This window comes from uncultured Rikenella sp. (assembly GCF_910577125.1).
Classification (GTDB): domain Bacteria; phylum Bacteroidota; class Bacteroidia; order Bacteroidales; family Rikenellaceae; genus Rikenella.
Window position 1 is genome coordinate 1 of record NZ_CAJTMN010000004.1, and the last position, 26,586, is coordinate 26,586.

The 26,586-nt window shown below is 60.9% G+C and carries 19 protein-coding genes; 11 read left to right on the plus strand and 8 right to left on the minus strand.

Annotation, left to right across the window (positions count from 1 at the left end; all coding sequences use genetic code 11):
• Window positions 1-274 precede the first annotated feature (274 nt).
• Genes truB through QZ292_RS01035 form a run of 3 tightly spaced genes read right to left on the minus strand, consistent with a single transcriptional unit; the run spans window position 275 to window position 2,131 of the window.
• Window positions 275-1,027 (minus strand): tRNA pseudouridine(55) synthase TruB, encoded by a 753-nt coding sequence (truB, locus tag QZ292_RS01025; protein WP_294596571.1) that lies wholly within the window; start codon window positions 1,025-1,027, stop codon window positions 275-277.
• A 9-nt stretch (window positions 1,028-1,036) separates the two neighbouring features.
• Window positions 1,037-1,822 carry an undecaprenyl-diphosphate phosphatase gene (locus QZ292_RS01030; protein ID WP_294596573.1) on the minus strand — a complete coding sequence of 262 codons (786 nt, stop codon included), beginning with the start codon at window positions 1,820-1,822 and terminating at the stop codon, window positions 1,037-1,039.
• A 3-nt stretch (window positions 1,823-1,825) separates the two neighbouring features.
• A complete protein-coding gene (locus tag QZ292_RS01035; RefSeq protein ID WP_294596576.1) occupies window positions 1,826-2,131 on the minus strand; it encodes a DUF3098 domain-containing protein in 306 nt (101 codons plus the stop codon).
• Between the two features lie 525 nt (window positions 2,132-2,656).
• On the opposite strand from QZ292_RS01035, the gene QZ292_RS01040 reads away from it, so the two are divergent.
• A complete protein-coding gene (locus QZ292_RS01040; protein ID WP_294596579.1) occupies window positions 2,657-2,803 on the plus strand; it encodes a hypothetical protein in 147 nt (48 codons plus the stop codon).
• 542 nt (window positions 2,804-3,345) lie between these two features.
• On the opposite strand, the gene QZ292_RS01045 is transcribed toward QZ292_RS01040, so the two are convergent.
• Window positions 3,346-4,194, minus strand: coding sequence for a permease-like cell division protein FtsX (locus QZ292_RS01045; RefSeq protein ID WP_294596582.1), 849 nt, complete (start codon window positions 4,192-4,194; stop codon window positions 3,346-3,348).
• The gene (locus QZ292_RS01050) at window positions 4,178-6,634 is read right to left on the minus strand and encodes a hypothetical protein (protein ID WP_294596585.1); all 2,457 of its coding nucleotides are present in this window, start codon (window positions 6,632-6,634) and stop codon (window positions 4,178-4,180) included. The genes QZ292_RS01045 and QZ292_RS01050 overlap by 17 nt, the downstream gene beginning before the upstream one ends.
• Window positions 6,635-8,054: 1,420 nt before the next feature.
• Between QZ292_RS01050 and QZ292_RS01055 the strand changes: the two genes are divergently transcribed.
• The 4 genes from QZ292_RS01055 to upp all read left to right on the plus strand — a co-directional run bounded on the left by QZ292_RS01055 (window position 8,055) and on the right by upp (window position 10,907).
• Complete coding sequence (locus tag QZ292_RS01055) at window positions 8,055-8,600, plus strand: chromate transporter (protein WP_294596589.1); 546 nt, start codon at window positions 8,055-8,057, stop codon at window positions 8,598-8,600.
• A 15-nt stretch (window positions 8,601-8,615) separates the two neighbouring features.
• Window positions 8,616-9,137, plus strand: coding sequence for a chromate transporter (locus QZ292_RS01060; protein WP_294596592.1), 522 nt, complete (start codon window positions 8,616-8,618; stop codon window positions 9,135-9,137).
• 61 nt (window positions 9,138-9,198) lie between these two features.
• On the plus strand, window positions 9,199-9,921 hold the full coding sequence (locus QZ292_RS01065) for a 2-C-methyl-D-erythritol 4-phosphate cytidylyltransferase (RefSeq protein WP_294596595.1): 723 nt from the start codon (window positions 9,199-9,201) through the stop codon (window positions 9,919-9,921).
• 332 nt (window positions 9,922-10,253) lie between these two features.
• Entirely contained in the window at window positions 10,254-10,907 is a 654-nt protein-coding gene (gene upp, locus QZ292_RS01070; protein ID WP_294596598.1) for a uracil phosphoribosyltransferase, read from the plus strand.
• Between the two features lie 27 nt (window positions 10,908-10,934).
• On the opposite strand, the gene QZ292_RS01075 is transcribed toward upp, so the two are convergent.
• Both QZ292_RS01075 and QZ292_RS01080 read right to left on the minus strand, forming a co-directional pair.
• Entirely contained in the window at window positions 10,935-11,459 is a 525-nt protein-coding gene (locus QZ292_RS01075) for a GNAT family N-acetyltransferase (RefSeq protein ID WP_294596601.1), read from the minus strand.
• A gap of 24 nt (window positions 11,460-11,483) precedes the next feature.
• Complete coding sequence (locus QZ292_RS01080; RefSeq protein WP_294596604.1) at window positions 11,484-12,806, minus strand: ATP-binding protein; 1,323 nt, start codon at window positions 12,804-12,806, stop codon at window positions 11,484-11,486.
• Between the two features lie 802 nt (window positions 12,807-13,608).
• Between QZ292_RS01080 and QZ292_RS01085 the strand changes: the two genes are divergently transcribed.
• Window positions 13,609-13,755 (plus strand): hypothetical protein, encoded by a 147-nt coding sequence (locus QZ292_RS01085; RefSeq protein WP_294596607.1) that lies wholly within the window; start codon window positions 13,609-13,611, stop codon window positions 13,753-13,755.
• A 915-nt stretch (window positions 13,756-14,670) separates the two neighbouring features.
• On the opposite strand, the gene QZ292_RS01090 is transcribed toward QZ292_RS01085, so the two are convergent.
• Window positions 14,671-16,026, minus strand: coding sequence for a sigma-54 dependent transcriptional regulator (locus QZ292_RS01090; RefSeq protein WP_294596610.1), 1,356 nt, complete (start codon window positions 16,024-16,026; stop codon window positions 14,671-14,673).
• A 434-nt stretch (window positions 16,027-16,460) separates the two neighbouring features.
• On the opposite strand from QZ292_RS01090, the gene QZ292_RS01095 reads away from it, so the two are divergent.
• The 5 genes from QZ292_RS01095 (at window position 16,461) to QZ292_RS01115 (ending at window position 26,528) form a co-directional block, all read left to right on the plus strand.
• Window positions 16,461-17,801 carry a TolC family protein gene (locus QZ292_RS01095; protein WP_294596613.1) on the plus strand — a complete coding sequence of 447 codons (1,341 nt, stop codon included), beginning with the start codon at window positions 16,461-16,463 and terminating at the stop codon, window positions 17,799-17,801.
• 56 nt (window positions 17,802-17,857) lie between these two features.
• Window positions 17,858-20,230, plus strand: coding sequence for an ABC transporter permease (locus QZ292_RS01100; RefSeq protein WP_294596616.1), 2,373 nt, complete (start codon window positions 17,858-17,860; stop codon window positions 20,228-20,230).
• A 40-nt stretch (window positions 20,231-20,270) separates the two neighbouring features.
• Entirely contained in the window at window positions 20,271-22,646 is a 2,376-nt protein-coding gene (locus QZ292_RS01105) for an ABC transporter permease (RefSeq protein WP_294596619.1), read from the plus strand.
• Window positions 22,647-22,812: 166 nt separating this feature from the next.
• On the plus strand, window positions 22,813-25,215 hold the full coding sequence (locus tag QZ292_RS01110) for an ABC transporter permease (RefSeq protein ID WP_294596622.1): 2,403 nt from the start codon (window positions 22,813-22,815) through the stop codon (window positions 25,213-25,215).
• 62 nt (window positions 25,216-25,277) lie between these two features.
• Complete coding sequence (locus QZ292_RS01115; protein WP_294596625.1) at window positions 25,278-26,528, plus strand: efflux RND transporter periplasmic adaptor subunit; 1,251 nt, start codon at window positions 25,278-25,280, stop codon at window positions 26,526-26,528.
• Window positions 26,529-26,586: the final 58 nt, after the last annotated feature.

Below are 26,586 nucleotides of genomic sequence, written 5' to 3' on the forward strand. Positions count from 1 at the left end.
AAACTTTAGAGGATGCTTGCGCATCCTAAAGCTGCCGGCGGCCCAGTTCTCGGACGCTTCTTTGGGCCGGGGATTCTTCCGGGGCGCGTAGGGTAATTCCCGCATTATTGCGCCCCGGAGAACCCCGACCCAAAAGCAATCGCAGAGACTGAGGACTGCGGAGCGTAAGGAGTAGCGTAGCTATCTAAAAGTCTTTTGGGTACCTTTTCTTCAGAAAAGGTACGGTTCTCTGCGGGTAGACACAGATACAACGAATGTTTTAAAATATACGTAATCAGGCGGGATTTGTTTCAAGGGATGGAACCGGAGGCGATAATTTGGTTTGTAAAGTCTCCAGCGACAGGCAGTGTTCGACCCGGAAACCTCCGCTGCGGGTGCGGCGGAGGCCGGTGAGGTGGGCGCCGCTTGTCAGACGGCGGCCCAGGTCGCGCGCGAAGGAGCGGATGTAGGTGCCTTTGCTGCACGCGATGCGTACGGTGAGGCGCGGAGAGTCTGGCAGGTCGCACGTTTCGAGGCGAGTCGAGTAGATGTGGATCACGGCCCGGCGCATGTTCACCTCTTCGCCTTCGCGGGCGTATTCGTAGGCGCGGCGTCCTTCGAGTTTCTTGGCCGAGTAGACCGGGGGCTCCTGCTCCTGCTCGCCGATGAAGCCGGACAATATGCGTTCTACCTCTGCCCGGGTGATGTGTTCCCAGGGGTAGCGGTTGTCGACGGGGTGCTCGAGGTCGTAGCTGGGGGTGGTGGCGCCGAGTTCGATCTCGGCGAGGTACTCTTTCTCTTCGGCCTGGAGGGTGTCGACCTGTTTGGTGGCGCGGCCGACGCAGATCAGCAGGACGCCGGTGGCCAGCGGGTCGAGTGTCCCGGCGTGGCCGACTTTGATCTTGCGGTGGCCCAGACGGCGCATCAGGGTGCGCACTTTCCGCACGACGTCGGTGGAGGTCCAGCCCAGGGGTTTGTCGATCGGAAACACGACTCCCTCTTCGAAGGGGTAGTCGGGGCGCAGGATGTCCAATAGATGGTCTGTCATGGGGTGCGGTTAACCGAGGATAAGGGCCGTAGTGCCTGCCGCGGTGCAGTAGAGGGCGAACCACCACAGTTTTCCGCGGCTGACGATGCGGATCATCACTTTGCAGGCGAAGAGTCCGGAGAGGTAGGCGGCCAGAAAACCGGCTGCCAAGGCGTAGCCGGAGATGCCGGAAGCGGCGGGGGTGAATTCGCCTTTCAGGAGTTCCAGCAGGGCTTCGCCGAGGATCGGTACGAGCACCATCAGGAACGAGAATTTGGCGAGCTGGCTTTTGTCGTCGCCGAGCAGCATGCCGGTGGCGATGGTGGAGCCGGAGCGCGAAATGCCGGGGATGACGGCGACGGCCTGGGCCAGACCGATGACGAAGGCGTCTTTGGCGGTGATGTTCCGTGTCTGTTTCGGCCGGATAAAATGGGTCAGCAGAAGCAGGCCGGCGGTCACGAGGAGCATGCTGCCGACGAAGCGGACGCCGCTGCCGAACAGGGCTTCGACGTGGTCTTTCAGAAAGAGGCCGACGATCAGGATGGGGAGCATCGAGATGATCAGCTTCAGCAGGTAGCGCGATTCGGGGTTGGCCCGGAGGGTGAGGCCGTGCCGCAGGAGTTGCAGGATCTCGCCCCAGAAGACGGTGATGGTGGCCAATACCGTGGCGGCGTGGACGAGGATGGCGAAGGTGGTGTCGTCGACGTCGGTGCCTAAGATGCGTCCCAGTATCACGAGGTGGCCGGATGAACTGACGGGCAGAAACTCGGTCAGCCCCTGGAGCAGGCCGAGCAGGAGGGCGTCAAGGGTTCCCATGGCTTATGACCGGCTTTTGGGGGTTGCGGTTTCGTCTGTGTCCGATTCCTTGGTTTTGGGCCGGTACATGATGGCGTAGATCTCGAACAGGAAGCCGGCGAGCAGCAGCAGGGGGGCGAGGTACAGCCGCCGGAAGATGAACATGTCGTGGTTGAATTCGGCGGCGGGGTTGTCGCTGGCGCCTCCGCTCAGGAGGATGAAGCCCAGAATGATGGCGCCGATGCCGGCGAGCATCAGGATGTAGTTTCTGCGGTTGAAAGGCATCGTGGCGCCGGTGGCGGGACGATGTGCCGGGGTCTGTTTTTTCATATCGTGTGGTGTCTGGTTCAATTTTATGTGGTGGCTGGCCTATTATTGAGTCCTGCGGAGCTTAAGGCGCGCGAACAAAGAATGAGGCGAAGCAAACAGGTAAGCGATACGTAGTATCGCTCTGTCCCGCCGAGGCGCCCACCGGGCGTTTTATTGGGGTTTTTCTTTGCCTTATTGGTCGGCCGCCGCCCGCGCAGGGCAGTCTCGTCCGGTTGGGGTAGAGGCGGCCATTCGCCCACCGCGGGCACGCGGGGCCTGCGCGGCCCGAGGGCAGTACCCTCAAACCAAACCGCGCGTCACGCCTTAGGAGGGAAATCGTTCAAAGCGTTTTGCGCTTTGAACAAGATTTCCCAGAGGCGCGCGGACAAAATAAGGCCGGAACCCTGCGGCTCGCAGGGCCGGAGCCACCCCCGGCGTAGGCCTGCAACTTCGCGGAGCTCGTTTCCGGTCTCGCTGGCTCCGACCCGCATAAACCCCGCCCCGGGCTTCGGCGACGCGGGCGACAATGGGCGGTTAGGCGATCTGATGGGCGTCGGCTACTATGGGTACAGTTGGTCGTCCGCTGTTAGCGGGACTTACGGCGTGTTCTTGGACTTCGGCACGCAGTACCTCAATCCCAGCAACGCGAGCTACCGTGGCCACGGTCTTCAGTTGCGTTGCCTCTCGGAATAAACGCGTCCAGCCCGCGTGACTCTGCGGGTTGCAGAAGCTCTGCTACAAGCACTGCCCCGTGTCCGCCTCACTGCGGCTTCGCTGTCGCTCCGCCACCGGTCGTGTTTTTTCGCGCGCCTTGGGAAATCTTGTCAAAATGTGCGAGCACATTTTGACGATTTCCCCTTTAAGGCGCGCGCCGAGCTTTGTGCTGGACGGAACTGCCGCTTTTTGGCTTCGCCTTCCTCGCGCTACCTCGCCAAAGCTCGCAAGCGGCTTTGGACTCGCAACGCTGCTCGGTTGAAAAAAGCGGCACCAAAACCGACGCTGCCAGCGAGAGCAATGCAAACGCAGTTTGCGAATTGCCGAGCGGCGAGGAGGAAACCCAAGGTAAACTTTTAGTTAGCTACGCTACGCCTTACGCTCCGCAAGATTCAAGTTCCGACTGCACTCGGGCCGGTCGGGTCCCGCGTGCCCGCGGTGGGCAATTGGCGTGTCAGCTCCATTCTTGGTTTTATTCTTTTCTCGCACACCTATCCTAGTGCTAGACTGCTGGGCACCGGTCAATCGGTGTGGCGGACGAACCGGTTGACGGCCAAGGCGGTAAAGGTAGTACAAATCGTTACGCCGGCCAAAATCATGGTACAGAACAGTAAAAACAGGGTTGCGCGGTCGGTCGAGAGGCGGATGTCGGGCATCACTTCGGACAGGCCGTCGGCGAAAAGATAGAGCAGCAGGGAGGCCAGTACGCCTGCTACGACGCCCTGGGTGAAGCTCCGGCGGATGAAGGGGCGGCGGATGAAGGCGGAGGTCGCGCCGACGAGCCGCATGGTGGCGATGGCCTGGCGGCGGGCGGCGATGGCCAGACGAAGCGTGTTCGAAATCAGCATGATGGCCACGGCCAGTAGAAAAATACCCAAACCCAGAAGCAGGTAGTTCAGGCGGTTGAGGTTCCGCAGGACGGCGTCGATGATTTTCTGCTGGTAGGCGACCTCTTCGACCCCTTTCCAGGAGGTGCACTCCCGCTCCAGAGCCGTCAGATCGGACGGGTCGGTGTGGCCGGCGTTCAGGGTCAGCTCGTAGGAGGCGGGAAGGGGATTTTCGCCCAGAAAGTCGATGAAGTCGGTGCCGATGTATTCCTGAAAATCGCGGGCAGCTTCGTCGGCCGAGAGGTAGCGCCACGAGGCGATGGCGGGATGGAGTCCCATCCGGCGCTCGATGGAGGCGCGCTGGGTGTGGGTCACGGTGTCGGAGAGCATGAGCGAAAAGCACAGCTCGCTCCGCACGGCCGAGGTCGAGGAGTAGGCGTTCAGCAGGATGTAGCTCACGGCGCCCAGCAGGAGCAGGACGAGGGTGACGCTGACGGTGGCGATCGTGTAGTCGGCTTTCAGGCTGTTAGGATGGTGTGCCATCGGTGTCTGGAGCGGTTGGTTGGGGTTTGCGTTTCCGGAGGAGTGTCCCGACGAGCAGGCCGAGGGTGCCGAAGAGCAGAATGGCGGAGCTGGCACGGGTGACCTCGACGAGCAGGTCGAAATTCGGGGCGGCGAAACGGAACTCGACGGTGTGTTCGCCGGCGGGTATCCGGATGGCACGCAGGACGTAGTCGGCCCGCAGGTAAGGGGCGCGTTCGCCGTCGATGATGGCTGTCCAGCCCTTCGGATAGTAGATCTCGGAGAGGACGGCTAAACCCTCTTGTGCCGACCGGGTGCGGTAGATCTGCCGATTGACGCGATAGTCGGTCAGCGCGATCGTCGCCGTGCTGTCCGCCGCGAAAGAGATTCCCTCCAGTTGCGGGGCGAAGCGGCGGTCTACCACGGCGGTGGTGTGGGGATCGAAGCCGGTCAGGGCGTCGATCTCGGCGTCGGGGTTGTCGACCCACCGGATGGAGTCGACGAACCAGGCGCTCCCGCAGGCATAGGGGTTCTGCTGGACGGTCGCCCGGCCTTCCTGGTCGGGGACGATGAAGTATTTGGTGTTCAGCATGTCGTAGACGGCCATGTTCTGCCGGCTGAGGTGGTGCTCGATGAGGTCCTGGTAACGCCGCAGTTTCGCAGCGTGGTAGCCGCCGACGGAGCGGTGGTGGTAGGAGGTGGTGGCGTCGGTGAAGGGGTCGAGGGTGAAGTTGGCGACCCGATAGTCGGTGGTGTCCTGTAGGATCAGCCGGTCGGCTTCCGTCATCGGAATGGCCAATGCCTGCCGTTCCGGTTGGAAGTCGGCGGCGGAGACGTACCGCTTGTCGACGGGGAAAAGGTCGAGGAGAATGATGCCGCACAGACCGGCTAAGAACCAGTTCCGTTTGACTTTGCCGCGGGCGAGGAGCCACACGAGGCCGGCGGTCAGCGCCACGAACAGCAGCGACCGGAAGGCGTCGGCGCGCATCAGGGAGGTGCGTTCGTCACGCATGGCGGCCAGAATGGGTTCGGGAAGTCCGATCGCTTCGTCGCCGGGCCCGGCGAAGCTGCTGAGCATGGGGCCGAAGAGGCCGATCAGCAGGCACAGGCCGCCGGTGATGCTCAGAGACCATTGCAGGCCTTTCCGAATCCGGGCGTTGTCGGTTTCGTCTCGGTTCCACAGCCGGACAAGACCGAGTATGGCCAGCAGCGGCACCGCCCACTCGACGATCACGAGGATCATGGAGACGGTGCGGAATTTATTGTACATCGGGAAGTAGTCCAGAAAGAGGTCGGTGAACCACATCATGTGTCGGCCCCAGGCGAGGAAGATCGCCAGCACCGAGACGGCGGCGATCCACCATTTCTCGCGTCCGCGCAGGACGAACATCCCGAACACGGCCAGAAAAACGAGGCTGGCGCCCAGGTAGACCGGGCCTTCGGTGGAGGGCTGGGGGCCCCAGTACGATGGCAGGTTGCGCTCGAAGCCGCGCGGTGCGTCGTATTTCTTCAGGACTTGGGCGACTTCGCCGTCGGGGGCGAAGTCGCGGCCGCCGCCGTAGAGGTTGGGTACGAGCAGGTTCAGCGTCTCGAGCTTGCCGTAGCTCCACGCCGTGATATAGTTCCGGTTCAGCCCACCGGTTTGATTCGCCGCATCGGTCGGATGGCTCTCGGTCAGTTCGCTGCGTCCGCGGGTGGTCTCGGGGGTGTGCTGGGCGATGTAGTAGAGCTGGACGATGTTGGCTCCGACGGCCAGGGCGGCGGCCAGCGCCAGTACTGCGGTGGTCTTGCCGAAACGGGCGAGGGCTCCGGCTTTATAGGCGGCGACGAATTCGTTGATCACGAGGGCCAGCAGGACGAACAGAAAGTAGTAGGTGATCTGCGGGTGGCTGGTGGATATCTCGACGGCGGCGAAGAGACCGGCCAGCGAGGCGCCTAACCACCGGTGCCGCCGGTAGGCGTACCACACGCTCCCGACCATCGGTGCCACCCAGGCGAGGGCCATCATTTTCGTGATGTGCCCGGCGCCGATGATGATGACGAAGTAGGACGAAAGGCCGTAGCCGAGTCCGCCGGCGATCGCGAGCCACGGATCGATGCCGAACAACAGCAGCATCAGATAGAATCCGGCCATGGCGACGAACAGCCATCCGGCGGGCTGGCCGAGAAAGTAGAGCCGGTCGGCGGCCTGTTTGACCCACCGGCCGTCGTAGTTCATGTCGATCAGGTAGGAGGGCATGCCGCTGAAGTTGCGGCCGGCCCACTGGGGGTGTTCGTCGTAGCGGTCGATGTGTTGCCGGATGTCGCTGGTGGCGCCGTTGAACATGACCATGTCGGTCTGGCGCAGGGCCCGGCCGTTGTACTGGGGGACGAAAAAGAGGGCGGAGACGCCGGCGAACAGGCTCAGGGCGACGATGTGGGGCAGGGCTTTCCGGAGGAACCGGACGAGGCTGTGTGGCATGGGGTGTCGAAATTTTGGGCCTAAATATACGGTTTTATTCGCACTCCTGTTCTTTTGTGAGGGTCGGAGCCGTCATTTGGGTGGAGGATACTGCATTGGTTAGGGCTGTCGGCAGTTTGAGGATGCGAAGCATCCGTCTAAAGTTTTTCTGGTTCTCGCTAACTGCGCTACGCTTGTTTTCCTCCTCGCCGCTTACCATAGTCCGTAAACTGCCTCTGGATTCGCTGGCAGCGTCGGTTGTTCACAAAGAGAACAGTACCCTCAAACCAAACCGCGCGCCACGCCTTCGGAGGGAAATCGTTCAAACACGTAGTCGTGTTTGAACAAGATTTCCGCCAGCGCGCGGATAGAACTTGATACCGTCGTCCGCCCCGCGTAAAGAGGGATTTTACTCGTTTTGCGATGAGCAAAATCGAGATGAAATCCCAGCGGGCGACGGCTTAAAGACGTGTGAACCAATCTTTTCCCGCGCGCGACTGCTGGAGAAGGAAATCATTCAAACGCGTGGGGCGCGTTTGAATAAGATTTCCGCCAGCGCGCGGTTGCGGCGGAGCGATAGCGGAGCCACAGTGAGGCGGACACGGGGTAGTGCTTTGGGCCGAGAGCGAGTAGCGCGATTCCGAAAGGAATCGCCGGCCTCGGTTTGGGGGTAGAGGCTGCTATTTCGGAGTGCCCGAAGGCACCGGCGCGGGGGAGGCGCGCCGAGGACGAACGGGTGGAGAATTGGATTGAGCTCTTGCGACTCTTGGGCCGCCGGCCTTGTCGCCGAAGCCGCGTAGCGGTTTCGGCGGGATGGGCGACAGGCCGAATGGGGCGGAGAATTGGGTTGTGGGTTGGGAGAAGTTGGAACGGGTCGGCGCCCGGGAGAGACCGCAATGCTCGACGCGTGAGCGGCGTGTTGCGGGCCTCCCGAGGGTGGTCCAGCCCGCGCGACCCTGCGGGTCGCAGGGTTTCAGCTTTGTTTTTGTCTGTGCGCCGCACTTCCACAGGGCCGTCGAATCGTCGGGGGATTTTCAAGGGGGATGTAGTCCCCCTTGAATGTGCTTTTTGCCTACTTTCTACCACATAGTAGAAAGTAGGGGCCCCCGCGGCCGAGCGGAACAGAGAGAAGAGGTAAACAACGTCCTTGACGTTAACAGCCCAACAACGTTAGGTAAAGCGGGCTTTATCCGCGCGCCTTGGGAAATCCAGTCAAAACACGCAAGCGAGTTTTGACGATTTCCCTCTTAAGGCGTGGCGCGCGATTGGTTTGAGGGTACTGCGCTCGGGCCGCGCGGGCCCCACGTCCCGTGGACGGGCGATGCTTACGCATCGCTGCGGCTGTGTCAGACCAATTCTCTGTCCGCGCGCCTTTTCAACGGGCGCCATGCAAAAGGTGAGAGAAACTTCTTACTTTTGCCGAAGTTGAAAACTCAATCGTATGGCTGGACGGGAGGTGTCTCTGTTTCTGTCGTTTTTCAAAATCGGATGTTTCACTTTCGGCGGAGGGTATGCCATGATTCCGATCATCCAAAAGGAGGTGATCGATAAACGCGGATGGGTCGAACGCGAGGAGTTCATTGATCTGCTGGCCTTGGCGCAGTCGGCGCCGGGGCCCATGGCGGTCAATGTCTCGATCCAGGTGGGGTACAAAATCCTGAGAACGCGAGGGGCGGTGGCGGCGTTTCTGGGAACCGTGTTGCCGTCGTTCCTGATTCTGCTGGGGGTGGCGATCTTCTTCGCGCACATCTCGGAGGATCCGACGGTGAACCGAATTTTCAAGGGGATGAGACCGGCGGTGGTGGCGCTGATTCTCCAACCGGTCTTCTCGTTCGCCCGGGGATTGAAAAAGTGGGAGTACGGGGTGTTCGCGGCGATTGCGGGGGCGATCTGGGCCGGGGTCTCGCCGCTGTGGTTCATCGCGGGAGGGATTCTCGGTGGGGTGGGATATACGTATTGGAGAACGAAGGGGCGGGAGGGGAGATAAAAAATCGAATTCGGGATGCTCTATCTGCAACTTTTTCTGACTTTTTTCCAGATCGGCCTTTTCGGATTCGGAGGAGGGTATGCGATGATTTCGCTGATCCAGGCCGAGGTGGTGACGCGGCACGGGTGGATCACGGCGGCGCAGTTTGCCGATATCATCGCCATCTCGCAGGTGACGCCGGGGCCGATCGCGATCAATAGCGCGACTTATATCGGTTATACGGCGACGGGGTCGGTGTGGGGGTCGGCGCTGGCGACGGCGGGGGTTTGCGCGCCGTCGCTGGTTATTATGCTGATCGTGGCGAGGTTCTACCTCAAAATGAAGGACAATCCGTATGTGGCGGGGGTGATGAGGACGTTGAGGCCGGTGGTGGTGGGGTTGATTCTGGCGGCGGCGCTGCTGTTGCTCACGCCGGACAACTTCATCGACTGGAAAAGCTATGTGATTTTCGGCGGGGTGCTGGTGGCGGCGCTGCGGAAGGTCAATCCGATTCTGCTGATTGTGCTGGCGGGATTGGCGGGGTGGTTGATCTATTGAGCTTGCGGACGGGGTTGCAGGTGGGATTGTAAGGGTTGTCGGAAAAATCTATTCACAAAATATGCACATAATATTAACAATTGTCGTGGCGGCGGGTGCGGGGCGGCGGATGGGTGGTGAGGTGCCCAAACAGTTCTTGTTGCTTGGGGGCGAGCCGATCGTCATGCGGACGCTGCGTCGGATGGCGCTGGGGGTGGAGCGGGCGTTGGCGGATTGTTCACAAAATGTGAACGGGTGGGTGCATAAGCTGGTGCTGGTGCTCCCGGAGGCGTATATCGAACGGTGGGGGGAGTTGTGCAGGGAGCATCGGTTCGAGGTGCCGCACGGGGTGGTGGCGGGGGGAGAGACGAGGTTTCAGTCGGTGCGCCGGGGACTGGAGGCGGAACCGGGGGCGGAGGTAGTGCTGGTACACGATGGGGTGCGGCCGTTTGTCTCGGATGGGGTGATTCGGGGGGTGATCGAGGGGGTGCGCAAACATGGGGCGGTGGTGCCGGTGGTGTCGGTGGTGGATTCGTTGCGGAGGATAGTGCCGGAGGGGGCCAGTGTGGCGGTCGAAAGGGGGGCATACCGGGCGGTGCAGACGCCGCAGGGGTTTCGGGGGGCGTTGCTTAGGGAGGCGTACGGTCGGCCGGAAGAGGAGCGTTTTACGGATGATGCTTCGGTGGCGGAAGCGTTGGGAGGTGTCGCAATCGGGCTCGTGGAGGGGGATCGGCGTAACATCAAGATTACGACGGGGTTCGATCTGGCGGTGGCGGAAAAGTTGCTCTCGGAGGGGTGGGGCTAAGGCTGCCTTTGCCCCCGTTTATTCCGAGAGGCAACGCAACTGAAAACCGTGGCCGCGGCTGCTCGCGTCGCTGGGGTAGAGGTTTTGCGCGTTGAAGCCCAGGAACATGCCGTTTGTACTGTTGGTCACCGCCGACCAGCAGTACCCGCAGTTGCCGATGCCCCTTGCTACGCCCTCATAGCCCGTGCGACCGAAGTCGCGGTAGCCCGGGGCGGGGTGCTTTTTTGTCGGGGGAAAGGGTTGTTTTGTGGCGGGGAAAAGTTATATTTGTACGGGATACGGCCCGGGATCGGGAGGCGGAGGAGTTGTTCGATGCCAAAAACAGGACGGATATGATTAGGGTATTGGATCAGGAAAACACGATTCTGGCGCGCTATGTGGCGCAATTGCGCGATGAGGTCACGCAGCGGGATCCGATGAGATTCCGACGGAATCTCGAACGGACGGGGGAGGTGATGGCCTACGAAATCAGCAAAACGCTGAATTACAGGCAACAGACGGTGGTTACGCCGCTCGGAGAGGCCGAGATGATGCTGCCGGCGGATGAGGTGGTGATCGCGTCGATTCTCAGGGCCGGGGTGCCGATGCACAACGGATTCCTCAATATGTTCGACGATGCGTCGAATGCGTTCGTGTCGGCGTTCCGGAAGTATAGCAAGGACGGGACGATGAAAATCGTGCTGGAGCAGGTCACGACGCCTTCGCTGGAGGGAAAGGTGCTGATTGTGGTCGATCCGATGCTGGCGACGGGGGCGTCGATCGAACTGGCGTACTATGCGCTTGTCGAGAAGGGCGGGGTGCCGGCGCATACGCATCTGGCGGCGGTGATCTCGTCGGCGGACGGGATCGAGTATGTGAAGAAACATTTGCCGATGGAGCATGTCACGCTCTGGACGGCAGCGGTGGATGAGGAGATGACGGTCAAGTCGTATATCGTGCCGGGAATCGGCGATCCGGGGGACTTGGCGTACGGGAAAAAACTGTAGGTGCCGTGTGCCGGCGGGTGGGACGGGCTATCGTTTGAGCTGTCTCACGAACAGTTCGCCGGGGTGTCCGTCGGCGTCGGTGAAGGGGGGCTGACGGACGAAACCGCATTTGAGGGCGACGCGCTGTGAACGGAGGTTTTCGGGACGGGTCGTGATCCACAGGGCGGAGATCTCGGACGAGGCGGTGTAGCGGGCGATGAGCAGGTCGACGGCTTCCGGAATATAGCCGTTCCCCCAGTGTTCCTCGCCGAGCCAGTAGCCTATCTCCCGCTGGTCGGTGGTGATCGCGTAATGCTCGCTGCCGCGGGGCACCAGACCGATGCAGCCGATCGGTTCGCCGAGCGTTTTCAGAACGACGGCATAGGTCTCGGGGGCGTTGAAAACGGTGCGGATGACTTCGCGGCTCATCGCCTCGGAGGTGTGCGCGGGCCAGCCGGCGAGGGGGCCGACGCGGGGGTTGCGGGCGTAGCGGTAGAGGGCGGGGGCGTCCGAAAGCTGCCAGGGGCGCAGGAGCAGGCGGGCGGATTCTAAGGGAGTATCTTTGGGGGGCATCTTTTTTCTTTCAGCAAAAATTCTTTATCGGAAGGTCAGGGTGAAGATCGATCCGGTGCCGTTCGGGCCGGGGCGGTACTGGAGGGTGCCGCCGTGCAGGCGCATGATCTGCCGCGAGAGGCTCAGACCGACGCCCGAACCGCCGCTCTTGGTGGTGAAGAACGGGATGAAGATCTGGTCGGCGACTTCGGGCGGGATGCTCGGGCCGTTGTTCTCTATCTGGATGATCACCTGCTCGCGGCTGTCTACGGTGGCGGTCAGGTCGATCCGGGGATGTTCGACGTCGAGGGTGGCTTCGATGGCGTTCTTCAGCAGGTTGATGGCGACCTGGCTGATCATGCTGCGGTCGGCGTAGAGGATCAGGTCGTCGGGCTCGACGGAGATACGGATGTCGACGTTCCGGGAGCCGTCGGGAACGGTGGCGGAGGTGAGGGCGCAGAGGTTCTCGACGAACTCTTTGACGTAGAAGAGGGTGGGGTTGGGGGCCGGAAGGCGGGTGAATTTGCGGTAGGATTCGACGAAGGAGATCAGGTTCTTGCCGGTCTGGCTGATGGTGGCGAGGCCGCGGCGGAGTTCCGAGTCGTCGTCGGGGCCGATGCGCTCGACGAGGGAGTCGCTGATCGAGGTGATGGGGTTCACGGAGTTCATGATCTCGTGGGTCAGGACGCGGATGAGCCGGAGCCAGGATTCGATTTCGCGGTCGGAGAGTTCGTTCTCGATGTCGGTCAGGGCGAGGATGCGGAGTTGCTCGCCGCGCCGGACGATCGAGGAGGCGTGAACGGAGAAGGTGACGGAGCCGCGTTCGGTGCGGCAGGTCAGCTGCCGGCTTTCGCCGGCGACGATGTCGCGAAGAAGGGCGGGGAATTGTTCGTCGAGCCGGCTGAGCTGTTTGATGTGGGTCAGGGGCTGGATGCCGAGCAGGCGGAGGGCTTCGCGGTTGGTCTGGGTGACGTGTCCGCGGTCGTTGATGATCAGGATGCCGGTGGTGACGCTTTCGAGGATCAGCTGATAGTATTTCTCCTGTTCGATGGTCTCTTCGCGGGCTTTGGTCAGCAGGGAGTGGATGCGGTTCAGGGACTGGTTGATCAGGAGGTCGTTGCTGCGCGAGGATCTCTCGGCGAACTTGAAGGAGTAGTCGCCGTTCTCGATGGCGTGGAACATGAAGATCAGTTTCCGGGTGGTGCGGCTGTAGAGGCGGAGGATGGAGCCGAGAGACAGGAGGAAAACGACGGCGCAGCAGCTGGCGGGAAGGTAGTCGGTGCGCAGCAGGAACCAGAGCAGCTCGGCGGAGCTGGCGGCCAGGGTGAGGAGCAGAAGCAGGAGGCGGAGTTTCAGGGCTTTGTGCATGGTGGTGTGTGACGTAAGGGGGCGTTGTAGGGGTGCGGCAGTCGCGGTGGGGCGGTTGTGTTGAGGTGTATGGCCGGAGTCTGAGGCGTGGCGCGCGAACAAAGAGTTGGGCTGACCCAGCCGCAGAAATGCGCAGCATTTCCCGTCCATGCACCCGTTGGGTGTTTTGTTAGGGTTGTCTCTGCCTTATTAACTGGACGCCGCCCGCGCAGGGCAGTTTCATCCGGTTCAAAGCTCGACCGCGCGCCGACGCCTAAGGAGGCGATTCAACGATTTCGGCGATGAGCCGAAAGGGATGAATCGCCCGGCGCGCGACAAAGCCAGCTCCGTGCGCCACGCCTTAAGAGGGAAATCGTCAAAACTCGCTTGCGCGTTTTGACAAGATTTCCCAAGGCGCGCGAACAAAGAATGGGGCCAAGCAAACCAGTAAGCGATACGCAGTATCGCTCTGTCCCGCCGGGGTCACCCGGACGCCGCCCGCGTAGGGCAGTTCTATCCTGTTAGGGTAGAGGCGGCCATTTCGGAGTGCCCGAAGGCACCGCGCGCCACGCCTTAAGGGGGAAATCCCGTCTTGCCTAACGTTGTGCGGCTGTCCGTCTCGGGAAATAATAAAGGCTCCGCGCCGTAACGCGAACGCGTTGGCCGCGGGGATCCCTACTTTCTACTATGTGGTAGAAAGTAGGCAAAGAGCACATTCAAGGGGAACTCCGTCTCCCTTGAAAATCCCCCGGCGATTCAGCCACCCATTGGGAATGCGGTACGCCTCGCCCCGGGCAACCGCTACGCCTACTCGGGCGATCCGGTGAGCGTCGGCAACGAGGGTTCCGTCTGGTCGGCTTCGGCCAATGGGGCGTACGGCGTTTATCTGCGCTTCGTGATGAATGCGGCTCAGCCCAGCTCCTCGAGCACCCGTGCCAACGGTTTTCTGTTGCGTTGCCTCTCGGAATAAACGGAAGACTCGCTTGATTGGGAACTTCGAACCCGGGCTTGTGACGATAACCCCGCCCCGGGCTTCCGCGGTCGTTCAGAGGGGGCTATAGGGGGCGTCGGCTTCAACGGTTACAGCTGGTCGTCGCCAGTCAGCGGTGCCTATGGCGTGCTCTTGGATTTTAACGTGACGTGGCTCAACCCCAGCGACTCGGACTACCGCGGCTGTGGTTTTCAGTTGCGTTGCCTCTCGGAATAAACGGTGCATGCGGGCAGTCCGAAATGGTAGCCTCTTTATATCGTTGCGGCCGGGCGCCCGGGAGTAACCGCAATTTTCGACGCGTAAGCGGCGTGTCGCGGGCCTCCCGGGGGGAGGCGTCCGGCCCGCGCGGTTCTGCGAACCGCAACTGCTCAGCCCAATCCACGCCCCAAGTCTCTACCCCGTGTCTGCCTCACTGCGGCTCCGCTATCGCTCCGCCGGTGCCTTCGGGCACTCCGGAATAGCAACCTCTACCCGGTTTTCCCGCGCGCTGGCGGAAATTCTGTTAGAACCATTCACCATGGTTCTAACGATTTCCTACTCCAGCGGTCGCGCGCGGGGTCGAACTTCGTTCACGCGCGAGGCTCCTCAACCGTCGCCCGCTGGGATTTCACTCGTTTTGCTTACGCAAAACGAGTGAAATCCCTCTTTAAGCGGGCGGGCGGTGCGTGCCGCACTCCCAATTGGCAGCCTCTACCCTAAAGACCGGAACTGGCCTCGGGCCGGCCGGGCCCCACTTGGTAAGGTGAAGATAACCCTAACAAAACACCCTATGGGTGCGTGGACGGGCGATGCTCACGCATCGCTGCGGCTGGGGTCAGCCCAAATCTTTGTATTGTTCTTCGTTCGTGCGCCTTGGGCTCTGCAAGACTCGATTTCCGTCTGAGCGCCGGGGAATCACAAATTGTATTTCTTCAACTTGTTGTAAAGGGTCTGGCGGGTCACGCCTAACTGGGCGGCGACGGCGGAAAGATTGCCCTGATGGCGTTTGAGGGCTTCGGTGACCATCGAACGCTCCATCTCGTCTAAGGTCGTGAAGTGTGCCGGCTGTGATTTCCGGTCGTCGTCTTCGCGATGCGAGATCAGAAGCTCGTCGGCGGTTACGAACGGGGTGTCGGCCATGATCACGGCTTTCTCGATGGTGTGCTGCAGCTCCCGGATGTTGCCGGGCCAGGTGTGGGAGGTCAGCTTCTCGGCGGCCTGGGGGGCGAAGGCGGTGCAGGGCTTGTTGTATTTCGTGGCGTAGTGTTCCAGGAAAATTTCGGCCAGCGGAAGGATGTCTTCGGGGCGTTCGGAGAGGGAGGGTAGCTCGATGTGGATGGTGTTGATCCGGTAGAGAAGGTCTTCGCGGAAACTGCCGTCGGAGACCATCTGGTTCAGGTCGCGGTTGGTGGCTGAAATCAGGCGGATGTCGACGGGAATCGGGGTGTTGCTCCCGACGCGGACGATACTGCGGCTTTGCAGGGCGGTCAGCAGTTTGGCTTGCTGGTGGTAGGGGAGGTTTCCGATCTCGTCCAGAAACAGGGTGCCTTGCGAGGCGGCTTCGAATTTGCCGGCCCGGTCGCTGCGGGCGTCGGTGAAGGCGCCTTTGACGTAGCCGAAGAGTTCGCTCTCGAACAGGGTCTCGGGAACGGCGCCCAGGTCGACGGGGATGATTGGTTGGGAGCGCCGGTTCGAAAGGCGGTGGATCTCGCGGGCGAGCATCTCTTTGCCGGTGCCGTTCTCGCCGGTGATCAGGATGTTGGCGTCGGTGTCGGCGACTTTTTCGACCAGGGCCCGGAGTCGTTTCATGGGGGCGGAGGTGCCCCAGAACATGGGACTCTCGGCGGTGGGCTTAGAGGCGGGCTGGCCGGAACCGGAGCGGGTGCGGCGCAGGGCCAGGGCGTTGCGCAGGGTGGTGACGAGTTTGGTGTTGTCCCAGGGTTTCACGACGAAGTCGGTGGCGCCGCGTTGCATGGCTTTGACGGCGAGGTCGATGTCGGCGTAGGCGGTGAAGAGGACGACTTCGATTTCGGGGAGGGCTTTTTTGACTTCGGAGAGCCAGTAGAGGCCTTCGTTGCCGCTGTTGATGCCGGAGCTGAAGTTCATGTCGAGCAGCAGGACGTCGGGATGGACTTCGTGCAGGGTGTTCAGCAGGCGGGTGGGGCTGCTGAGGGTTACTACGTGTTCGAAGACGCCGTTCAGCAGGATTTCGACGGCGGTCAGCATCCCGCGGTTGTCGTCTACGACGACGATCGTTCCCTCTTTTTTCATAACGGTCGGTTTATGGTAGGTGATAAACTATTCATGGGGTTCCCGGGGGTGTTGCGGCCGCGCCGCCGGTTTTCCGTTGCGTTGCCTCTCGCACCCACAGGGTATTTTATTGGCAGCCTCTGCCCTACTCTGTCACCCGTTCTCTATTCGTGCGCCTTAGGCTCCGCAGGATTCATTCTCCGTCTGTGCCGGGATATTCGTCCCGGCGCCGTCGATTATAAATATGAACGTTTGGCGGGGCAAAGATAGGATAGGATTGTCAAAAAAATAGACAAGAGTGTCAAAAAATTAGACACTTCGGTGATTTGGACTGAAAGGCAATTGCTTGATAAATAGCGAATTAACCGGTTTGGCACGAGGTGTGGTTATCTTTGCGGAAAAATGATGTCGGCGCGAACTAAACAACGCGGACGAAAAACGGATATAGTATCGAGATGAAAAAATGGATGACTGCTGCCTGGATGTTCGGTCTGAGCATACTGGGCGTTTACGGACAGGAAAACGACTCGCTGCATGTGTGGAACTTGCAGGAGTGCATGCGGTATGCGATCGAAAACAGCCCGAGGGCCGTGAGGCAACAGCTCTCCAATGCCAACCTGAAGGTGTCGTACCACGAGGCGATCCTCCGGCACCTGCCGTCGCTCAGCGGGAGTGTCGGGCTGTCGGCGGGGTTCGGGCGAAATGTGGACCCGTCGACCAATACCTATACGACGGTCAATACGCTGAGCAACAGTTACGGCTTGAATGCGGGCATTACGGTCTTCAACGGCCTGCAGCTGCTGAACAACACCCGGGCGGGCAGGATTGCGAAGCTCCGCGGCGAGGAGGCGCAGAAACAGACGGAGGACAATATCGCGCTGGAGACGCTTACGGCCTATTTCGACTATACGTACACGCTGCGGACGCAGACGCTGGCGCGGGAACAGGTCGAGGCGTCGCGTGAGAATCTGAGGCAGGGGAGGCAGATGAAGGAGCTCGGGCTGAGGGGGGCGGCGGATGTGGCGCAGCTGGAGGCGTCGCTGGCGGCGGACGAGTACAACCTCACGCGGGTCGAAAACAATGCCCGCACGCGCGAACTGAAGCTCAAAGAGGTGATGAACTTCCCGCCCGAGGAGACGATACGGATCGATACGGCCTATCTGTATGCCGCACCGGCGCCCGAAACGACCGACGTCTCGGAAATCGTGGGTGTGGCGACGGCACTGCTGCCCGACACCCGGATCTCGATGATGAATGTCCGGACGGCGAAGCTCGAGCTCTCGACGGCCAAGGCGATGCTTTTTCCGTCGTTGTCGGCGTCGGCAGGGGTCGGGACGTCGTACTTCAAAAACCTGAAACACGACGCGACACCGTTCCACAAACAGTTCAAGGATAACCTCTCCAAGTCGCTCTCGGCGAGTCTGAGCGTGCCGATCTTCTCGGCGTGGAGCCGTCCGGGGAACATCATCCGGCAGCGGAACAACCTCCGCAGCACGGAGCAGACGCACATCGAAACGCAGCGACGGATTGCGGTGGAGGTGGAGCAGGCGGTGTTGGATCTGAACGGGGCGTATGCCGAACGGATTCAGGCTGAAAAACAGGTGCAGGCCCGGCTGTTGGCCTACAAGGTGGCCCGGTACAAGTATCAGGAGGGGCTGCTCAGCGCGCTGGATCTGCAGACGACGTCGAACCAGCTGCTCGAGGCGCGGGCGACGCTGCTCAATGCCGAACTCACGTGGCAGGCGAAACGCAAGCTGGTGGATTATTACAAAGGGATTCCGCTGCTGGCAGAGTAGGAGTGCGGGAGGTGTGTTACTGACGGTGTTAATGAATTAAAAAGATAGATAGAGCGATGAAAGTGATGTTTTTTCGCAATTTTCTGACGACGGTGCGTCGTTTCAAGTTGGCCTGCGGGCTAAATATCGTGGGACTCAGCGTGGCTTTCGCCGCCTTTATCCTGATCCTGATGCAGGTGAGCTATGAGAGCGGGTTCGACAAGGGGTATCCGCAACAGGTCTATCGGGTGGAGGCGAAAGATAGCGTGGACCACTGGGCGATTTTTGCCCGTCCGGCGATCGATGTGCTGCTGAGCGGCTCGCCGGCGATCGCGCAGGGTACGATGCGGCCGTGTTATCTGGATGAACAGTATGTCTCGCTGGAGCGGAACGGGACGAAGGAGGCCTATATCGAATCGTACGCGCCGATCTATCCGGGCGATTTCGAGGTGTTCGGCTACGAACTGACGGAGGGGACGCGCGAGGCGTTCGACGACCATACGAAACTGCTCCTGCCGCAGAGCATAGCCCGGAAGTTTTTCGGGAACGAGTCGGCGGTCGGCCGGTTGATCACATTCGAGAACCAGACGGACGAGGAGGGGCGCAAAAAAACGTTCGAGGTGGGGGCGGTCTACCGCGATTTTCCGGCGAACAGCTCGGTGCCCAATTGCATCAAGCGGAAGATGGCGCCGGGCGAAAACGAAGGACAGTGGGGAAATCAGAATTACTGGTGTTTCGTGACGCTGTGGCCGGGGAGCGATCCGGAGGAGGCGGCCCGGCAGATGACGCAGGCTTATGCTTCGTTCGGGAAACCGGACTGGGTCTCGGGTGAACAGACCTTCGTTCTGCAGCCGATCGACGAGGTCTACTACGATACGACGGTGAGCTTTGACATGGCCCCCAAGGGCAACCGTACGACGATGACGCTACTGTTGTCCATCGCGCTGCTGGTGATCGGGATCGCCGCTGTGAACTTCGTCAATTTCGCCACGTCGCTCACCCCGCTGCGGATCAAAAATATCAACACGCGGAAGGTGTTGGGCTCTCCGGTCGGGACGCTGCGGGCGGAACTGATCTTCGAGTCCGCGGGTATCGCTCTGTTGGGCTTCTGCCTGGCTCTGTTGTGGGTCTACCTGCTGGGGGATACCGGTTTCAACGAACTGATCTCGGGCGGTATCTCGTTCTCGACCTACAGCGGGGTGATCTGGCTGGGCTTGGGTGTCGCTCTCGGTGTAGGTTTGCTGGCGGGTATCTACCCGGCGGTCTACACGACCTCGTTCCCCCCGGCGCTGGTGCTGAAAGGTTCGTTCGGGATGTCTCCGAAGGGCAGGAAGCTGCGGACGGCGCTGATCGGCTTCCAGTTCGTGGTCTCGCTGGGTCTGATCGTGGCGGCGATGTTCATGCAGTTGCAGAACAGCTACATGCGGGGGATGGATACGGGGATGAACCGCGACCAGATCGCTATCGTGCACTTGAGCAGCGAGCTGGCGGAGCCGGAAAGACAGAAAACGCTGGTCAACCGGCTGAAAGAGAGTGCAGCGGTCGAGGATGTCGCTTTTGCGTCGGCGAGGGTCGGCTGCCAGGACGGGTATATGCGGTGGGGACGGAATCTGGCCGACGGGCGGAACATCAATTTCACGTGCGTGCCGGTGTCGTGGAATTTCCTTCGGGTGATGGGGCTGCCGGTGGTCGAGGGACGCGACTTCGAGGAGGACGACGAATTGCGGGCGGGAACGTTTATCTTCAACCAGACGGCGATGAGGGAGTGCAATCTGACGCTCGACAATCGGGTGTTCGGACACCAGTCCGATCTCGTGCCGATTGCGGGAGTGGTGCGGGACTTCAATTTCGCGTCACTGCGCGATGCGATCGGGCCGATGTGCTTCTATCAGTTCGGGACCGATCCCTGGCACAACTTGGGGATCGCTTATATCAAAATCAAGGGCGATCCGTTCGCGGGGGCGGCGCATATCAAGCGGACGATGGCGGAACTCGACCCGCTCTATCCGGTCGATATCGAGTTCTATGATACGGTGTTCAATGCATTGTATCAGAAGGAGCTGAAGGTGACGGCTCTGATTACGGTCTTCTCGCTGCTGGCGGTGGTGCTCTCGCTGATGGGCGTCTTCGGTCTGGTGGTCTTCGAGACCCAGTACCGGCGCAAGGAGATCGGGGTGCGGAAGGTGCTGGGAGCGACCGTTGCAGAGATTCTGGCGATGTTCAACCGCTCGTTTGTGCGATTGGTGCTGATCTGCTTCGTGGTGGCGGCTCCGCTGGCGTGGTACGGGGTACGGGAGTGGTTGGGGACGTTCGCCTACCGGACGCCGATCTATTGGTGGGTCTTCGCGGTTTCGCTGCTGATCGTGCTGGTGATTACGCTGGCTACGGTGACGATCCAGAGTTGGCGGGCGGCGACGGCCAATCCGGTGGAGGCGTTCAAGACGGAGTAGGCTTCGGAGGGTGAATTGCATAAAACAAAGGAATCAGACGATGAAAACGGTTTTTCGTAATTTCATGACGACGCTCCGCCGGTTCCGGCTGGCTTCGGGACTCAATTTGCTGGGTTTGGCAGCGGCTTTTGCGGCTTTTGTCATTATTCTGATCCAGGTGAACTACGAGTATGGTTTCGACCGGTTCCATGCGGGGTCGGATCGGATTTTCCGGGTAGAGGTCTCGTCGTCGCGGCAGCATATTCCGGCGGGATCGTACACGCCTGCATTGCCGCTGCCGCTGGCGGAGGCGATTCGGGATGCGGTGCCGCAGATCGAGCGGGTGGCGGTGGCGGACGGACGCGAACGCACGCTGAATGTGGTGGCGGAGCGGGAGGGAAACCGGACGGTCTATGAGGAGACCACACGGGAGGTGTCGAAAGAGTGGCTGGCGCTGCTCGGTGTGCGGATGGCGGAGGGCGATGCGGCGACGGCGCTGGACGATCCGGGGGCGGCGCTCATTCCGGAGAGTATGGCCCGCAAGTTTTTCGGATCGGAGCCGGCGTTGGGGAGGCTGCTGGCGCCGGCCGAGACCGATTCGACGATAGGGGCGCGGCGGGCGGTGCGGGTCGGAGGGGTCTACCGCGATTTTCCGCGCAATTCGATCTTTTCGAATATCATCTATCTGCCGGTCGGCGAGGCGGAACGCAGCCTGTGGAGCTGGAGCAATTACCAGATCTATCTGCAGCTCGCTTCGACCGGAGAGGCGGACGAGGTGGAGCGGGCGATCGGGCGGATCGACTATCCGGACAAGAGCGCGGAGGCGAAATGGCGGCTGATGCCGCTGACGGACATTTACTATGCCACGGATATCGTACACGATATTGCGCCGAAGGGGAGTCGTACGGCGACACGCATCCTGCTGGCGATCGCAGTGCTGGTGATTGCCGTGGCGGGGATCAATTTCGTGAATTTTTCGATGGCGCTCGCGCCGGTGAGGATGAAGAATATCAACACGCGCAAGATTCTGGGGTCGTCGGTGGCGGCGTTGCGGGCCGCTCAGGTCGCCGAGGCGGCGATGACGGCGGCGGTGGCTTACGCGGTGGCGGTGGGAGTGGTGGCTTATATCGGGCGATCGGCGTTGGGCTCGTATTTCGCGACGTCGCTGTTGCCGGGCGACAACGGCGGGGTGGTGCTCTTCGGGGCGGCGATTGCTGTGTTGACGGGTGCGGCGGCAGGCCTCTATCCGGCGATCTATTCGACGTCGTTTCCGCCGGCGCTGGCGGTCAAAGGGAATTTCGGACTCTCGCCCAAGGGGCGGGCGTTGCGGAATGTGCTGGTGGGGTTTCAGTTTTCGGTCTCGATGGTGTTGATGATCTGTGCGGCGTTCATGAATCTGCAGAACCGTTTCTTCACTACGCGGGCGATCGGGATGAACCGCGGAGGGGTGGTCGAGATGCCGGTGAGCAAAAAGATCTTCGCCGACCGGCAGAGTCTTTTCAATGAGCTGGAGAACGATCCGGCGGTGGAGGGGGTGGCTTTGTCGATGGCGCCGATGTTCCGGGATTGTTACGACAACCTGGGGGTGTGGTTCCGGGGCGAGGCCGTCGAGTTCGGTAATGTGGAGGTGACGTCGCAGTTCGCGGAGCTGATGGGTATCCGCATCGCGGAGGGACGGGGATTCGTCGAAGAGGACGACCGGGCGGAGCCGGGAACACGGGCGATCTTCAACCGGACGGCTTGCCGGAAGTACGGGCTGGAGTTGGGAGACAGGCTGGAGGTCGGTGCGGGGCGCGGGATCGAGGTCGTGGGGATTATGGAGGATGTTAATTTCGAGTCGCTGCACAAGCCGCTGGGGCCGTTTGCGCTGATGAATGTCGGAAATACGGAGCAGGGCTATCTGCCGACGGCCTATGTCCGGATCGGGGCGGGCGGCGGAACGGCGGTGTTGGAGCGGATGGCCGGAGTGGTGGCGGCGCTGGACCCGAATGCGGTGGTGGATGTCCATTTTCTCGACGAGACGGTCGAGGCGCAGTATCGCGACGAACGGAGGATCGGAAGCCTGATTACGGGTTTCAGCCTGTTGGCGATCGTGATTTCGATGGCGGGGGTCTTCGGTCTGGTGGTTTTCGAAACACAGTACCGGCGGAAGGAGATCGGTGTGCGAAAGGTGTTGGGGGCGACGGTGGACGAGATACTTGTGATGTTCAACCGTTCGTTTGTCCGGTTGGTGTTGATCTGTTTTGTGGTGGCGGCGCCGCTGGCGTGGTACGGGGTACGGGAGTGGCTGGGAACGTTCGCCTACCGGACGCCGATCTACTGGTGGGTCTTCGCGGTGGCGCTGGCTATCGTACTTTTCATTACTTTAGCCACGGTGACGATCCAGAGTTGGCGGGCTGCGACGGCCAATCCGGTGGAGGCGTTCAAGACGGAATAGGCTTCGGGGGTGCGTGTGCGGTGTCTAAAAAATAGACGGTGAGTGTCTAAAAATTAGACATTCGGAGGAGGAAGCGTGATTTGTAAATGCTTGATAATTAATCGATTTTCCGGTATGGCACGGGGTGTGGATAGGAAGGGGCGGAAATCGATAAATAAAACAGGATATGTTCAGAAAATTTTTCCTTGAAAGCTGGCGGGCCAAAAAGAATCGGCCGGGCTCGTTCATTGTCAACTGGCTGGGGCTGACGCTCGGGTTTGCGGCCGTGATCGTGATGTATATCTTCATCATCAGGCAGGTGCGGCACGACGACTGCTTCGAACGGCCGATGGACGATGTCTGGCGGTGCGAGGTCGAGGTCGATCAGATCGGTTCGGTCTGTCCCGATCCGCTGGCGCGATTCATGATGCAGTTTCCGGAGGTGAGCGCTGTGACGCGGGTGATGGGCGGATGGGGGATGACGGTATCGGTGCCGGATCGGACGTCGGGCGACCGGTTCCACCTGAATACCCTGATGGGGGACTCGACGCTGTTGCAGGTGCTGCCGTTCCGGATGGTGAACGGCGGGGGAGCCGATGCGCTGGCCGATGCGACGAAGGGGATGTTGAGCCGGTCGGCGGCCATGCGGCTGTTCGGCACGACGGATGTCGTGGGGCGGCAGGTAGAAATCAACAATACCTATCCGCTAACGGTGACGGGAGTTTTCGAGGATGTGCCGCGGAATTCGGTGTACACCCCCGAGTTGATCCTGACGATGAAGCTGGTCAACATCATGAACGGACAGGCGAATTATCAGGACGACCGATGGAACCGGTGGGCGAGCGAATGCTACTTCCGGGTCAACCCCACGGCCGATATGACGGCCATGAACTATAAATTTCAGCGGGCCCTCATGGAGTACCTGGCTGAGGCTTTCGGAGAAAATTTCACAGCGGGAGAGACGATCGAAGACAAGATCAAGAAAGCCGGAGGGCCGGATAGTCCGGAGTTGCCGCATATTCGGGCTTTCGAAGAGTGTTATTTCACGCCCGAGGTGCAGGGATACGGCAATACGTACGACCCCGGGGCGCTCACGGTGCTGGGTATTATCGCTGTGCTGGTGCTGGTGATCGCTATCTTCAACTATGTCAATATTTATACGGCGCGTTCGACGGAGGTGGTTCGCGCGATGGGGATCAAGAGCATCATGGGGGCGAGCCGGGGCGGTCTGATCGGCTTCATTATCGGGGATTCGGTGCTGATTGCCTTCGTTTCGGCCGTCACGGCTTTCGGACTGGCTTACCTGCTGCGGCCGCTCTATCCGACGCTGCTCGGGAGTGCGCTGTCGTTCGACCTGAGCTGGGATATTCTGCTGGTGTTGTTCGGAGTCTTGCCGTTGGTGTGCGGAGTGCTGTCGGGGATCTTCCCGGCGGTGGTGCTCACGCGGATGAAGCCGCTCGACGCCATCGCCAACCGGTCGAGCGGGGGACGGCAGATGTCGACGGTGCGGAACGCGCTGATCGTCTTCCAGTTCGTCATCTCGATCGGACTGATCGCGGCGACGCTGATCATCAACAAGCAGATGCGCTACCTCGCGACGCTCGATTTGGGCTACAGTCGCGAGAATGTGGTGAAGGTGATGGGCGGCCCGTTCATGAATAACGACCGGTTCGAGACCTATCGTGAGCAACTGCTCGCTTCGCCGGCGATCGTCGACGCGTCGCTCATCGGCGACGATCCGATGCATGTCTCCCATATGGAGACGCTCGATCTCAACGGGACGGAGTCGTTTACGCCCAGGGTCTTGCGCGGCGACCGACATACGCTCCATGTGCTGGGGGTACCGATGGTCGAGGGGGACTCGATTACGGAGAGCAATTTCGACCGGCTGGGACGAGATTATCTGCTAATCAACGAGGCTTTTGCGGCCTATATCCGTCGGGTGGCGCCCGAGGTGACGGTGCCGGGCGAGAAGTTCTTCGGGGTGTTCCGCGATTTCCAGCACCAGCCGGTGACGGAACAGGTGACGCCGCTGGTGCTGATGCGGGTGTGGAGCGGCGACCCGTATATCCGGATCGCCGCCGGGCAGATCGAACCGGCCCTGAAACACATCGAACGCACGTTCCGCGAGATGTTCCCGAACGAGGTCTTCCAGTATGAATTTATGGACGCGCAGTTCGACCGGATGTACAAACAGGAGAGTCTCTTCCGGGCGCGGTTGCTGACCTTCAGCGTGCTGGCGATCTTTATCGGCTGTCTGGGGCTCTTCGCGCTGGTGGGCTACTCCGTCGAGCGGCGCCGCAAGGAGATCGCGATCCGGAAAGTGCACGGAGCGACGGTGCGCGAGGTGGTCGGGATGCTCTGCGTGAGCTTCCTGCGGTGGCTGGTGGTGTCGTTCGTCATCGCGGTGCCGGTGGTGTGGTGGCTGATGGACGGCTGGATGAGCCGCTATGTCTACCGGACGACGATGAGCTGGTGGATCTTCGCGCTGGCGGGGCTCGTGGCGGCGGTGATCGCGCTCCTCACGGTGCTGGGCCAGAGCTACCGCGCGGCGGTCGAGAATCCGGCGGTGGCGATCAAACGGGAGTAAAGGACGGCCGCGGCGGGTGGCTTTCGAATAAATTGATAATCAAGTAAAAACAGATAAGAATCATGGACAGAGTAATTGAAAAAAAGAAGGGGCTGCGCAAGAAGCATATCCCGTATGTGGCCGGCGGCGCCGTGTTGTTGGTGTTGTTGTGCTGGCTGATTTTCGGCGACCACAGCGCCTCGATGAAGGTGGACAGCCGGACGGTGACGATCGAGACGGCCCGCAGGGGGCAGTTCAACGACTATGTGCGGGTGAACGGCAACGTGCTGCCGATCACGACGGTGCAGGTGAGCCCGCTTGAGAGCGGGAACGTGGATGTCAAGGTGGTCGAGGAGGGGGCGATGGTGCGCAAGGGCGATGTGATCGTCCGGCTCACCAACCCGCAGCTCAACATGCAGATCCTGACCAGCGAGGCCGACCTGGCGGAAAAGGAGAACCTGCTGCGCAACACACGGGTGAGCATGGAGCAGGAGAAGTTGAACCTCCAGAAGGAGCGGCTCCAGCTCGATATGGATGTGGCGCGGGCCAAACGCAAGTATGAACAGTACGAGGCGCTCCATCGCGAAGACCTCATCTCGAACGAGGAGTATCTGCAGGCCAAGGAGAATTACGAACTCTCGCTGAAACAGAAAGAGCTGGTCTTCGAACGGCAGCTCCATGACTCGATCTTCCGGAGCATCCAGGTCGACAACATGGAGATCAGTCTCGAAAGCATGAAGCAGAACATGGCGCTCATCCGCCAGCGGGTCGACAACCTCAACGTGAAGGCCAACATCGACGGCGAGCTGGGGCAGCTGGATGTGGTGCTCGGGCAGTATGTCAACGCGGGGACGAAGGTCGGGCAGATCAACGACCTGAGCGACTACAAGATCGAGGCGATGATCGACGAACACTACATCGACCGCGTGAAACCGGGGCTCGAAGGGACGTTCGAACGGCAGGGGAACAAGTTCGGACTGGTGGTGCGGACGGTCTTCCCGGAGGTGCGCAACGGCCAGTTCCGGACGTGGTGCTACCTGACGGGCGAACGGCCCGAGAACATCCGTTCGGGGCAGACCTACTACATCAATCTGGAGCTGGGGCAGCCGACCGAGGGGATCATCATCCCGCGCGGGGCCTTCTACCAGACGACGGGCGGCAGCTGGATCTTCGTCGTGTCGCCGGACGGCGACAAGGCCTACCGCCGGCCGGTGAGGATCGGACGACAGAATCCGATGTACTACGAGGTGCTCGAGGGGCTCGAGGACGGCGAACGGGTCATCGTGTCGAGCTACGACACGTACGGCGACAACCAGGTGCTGCTGCTCAAATAGGCGGGCGGCGCGACGGCCGGGACATCCGAAACGGGCCCGGGATGCGTCTCTTGTATGA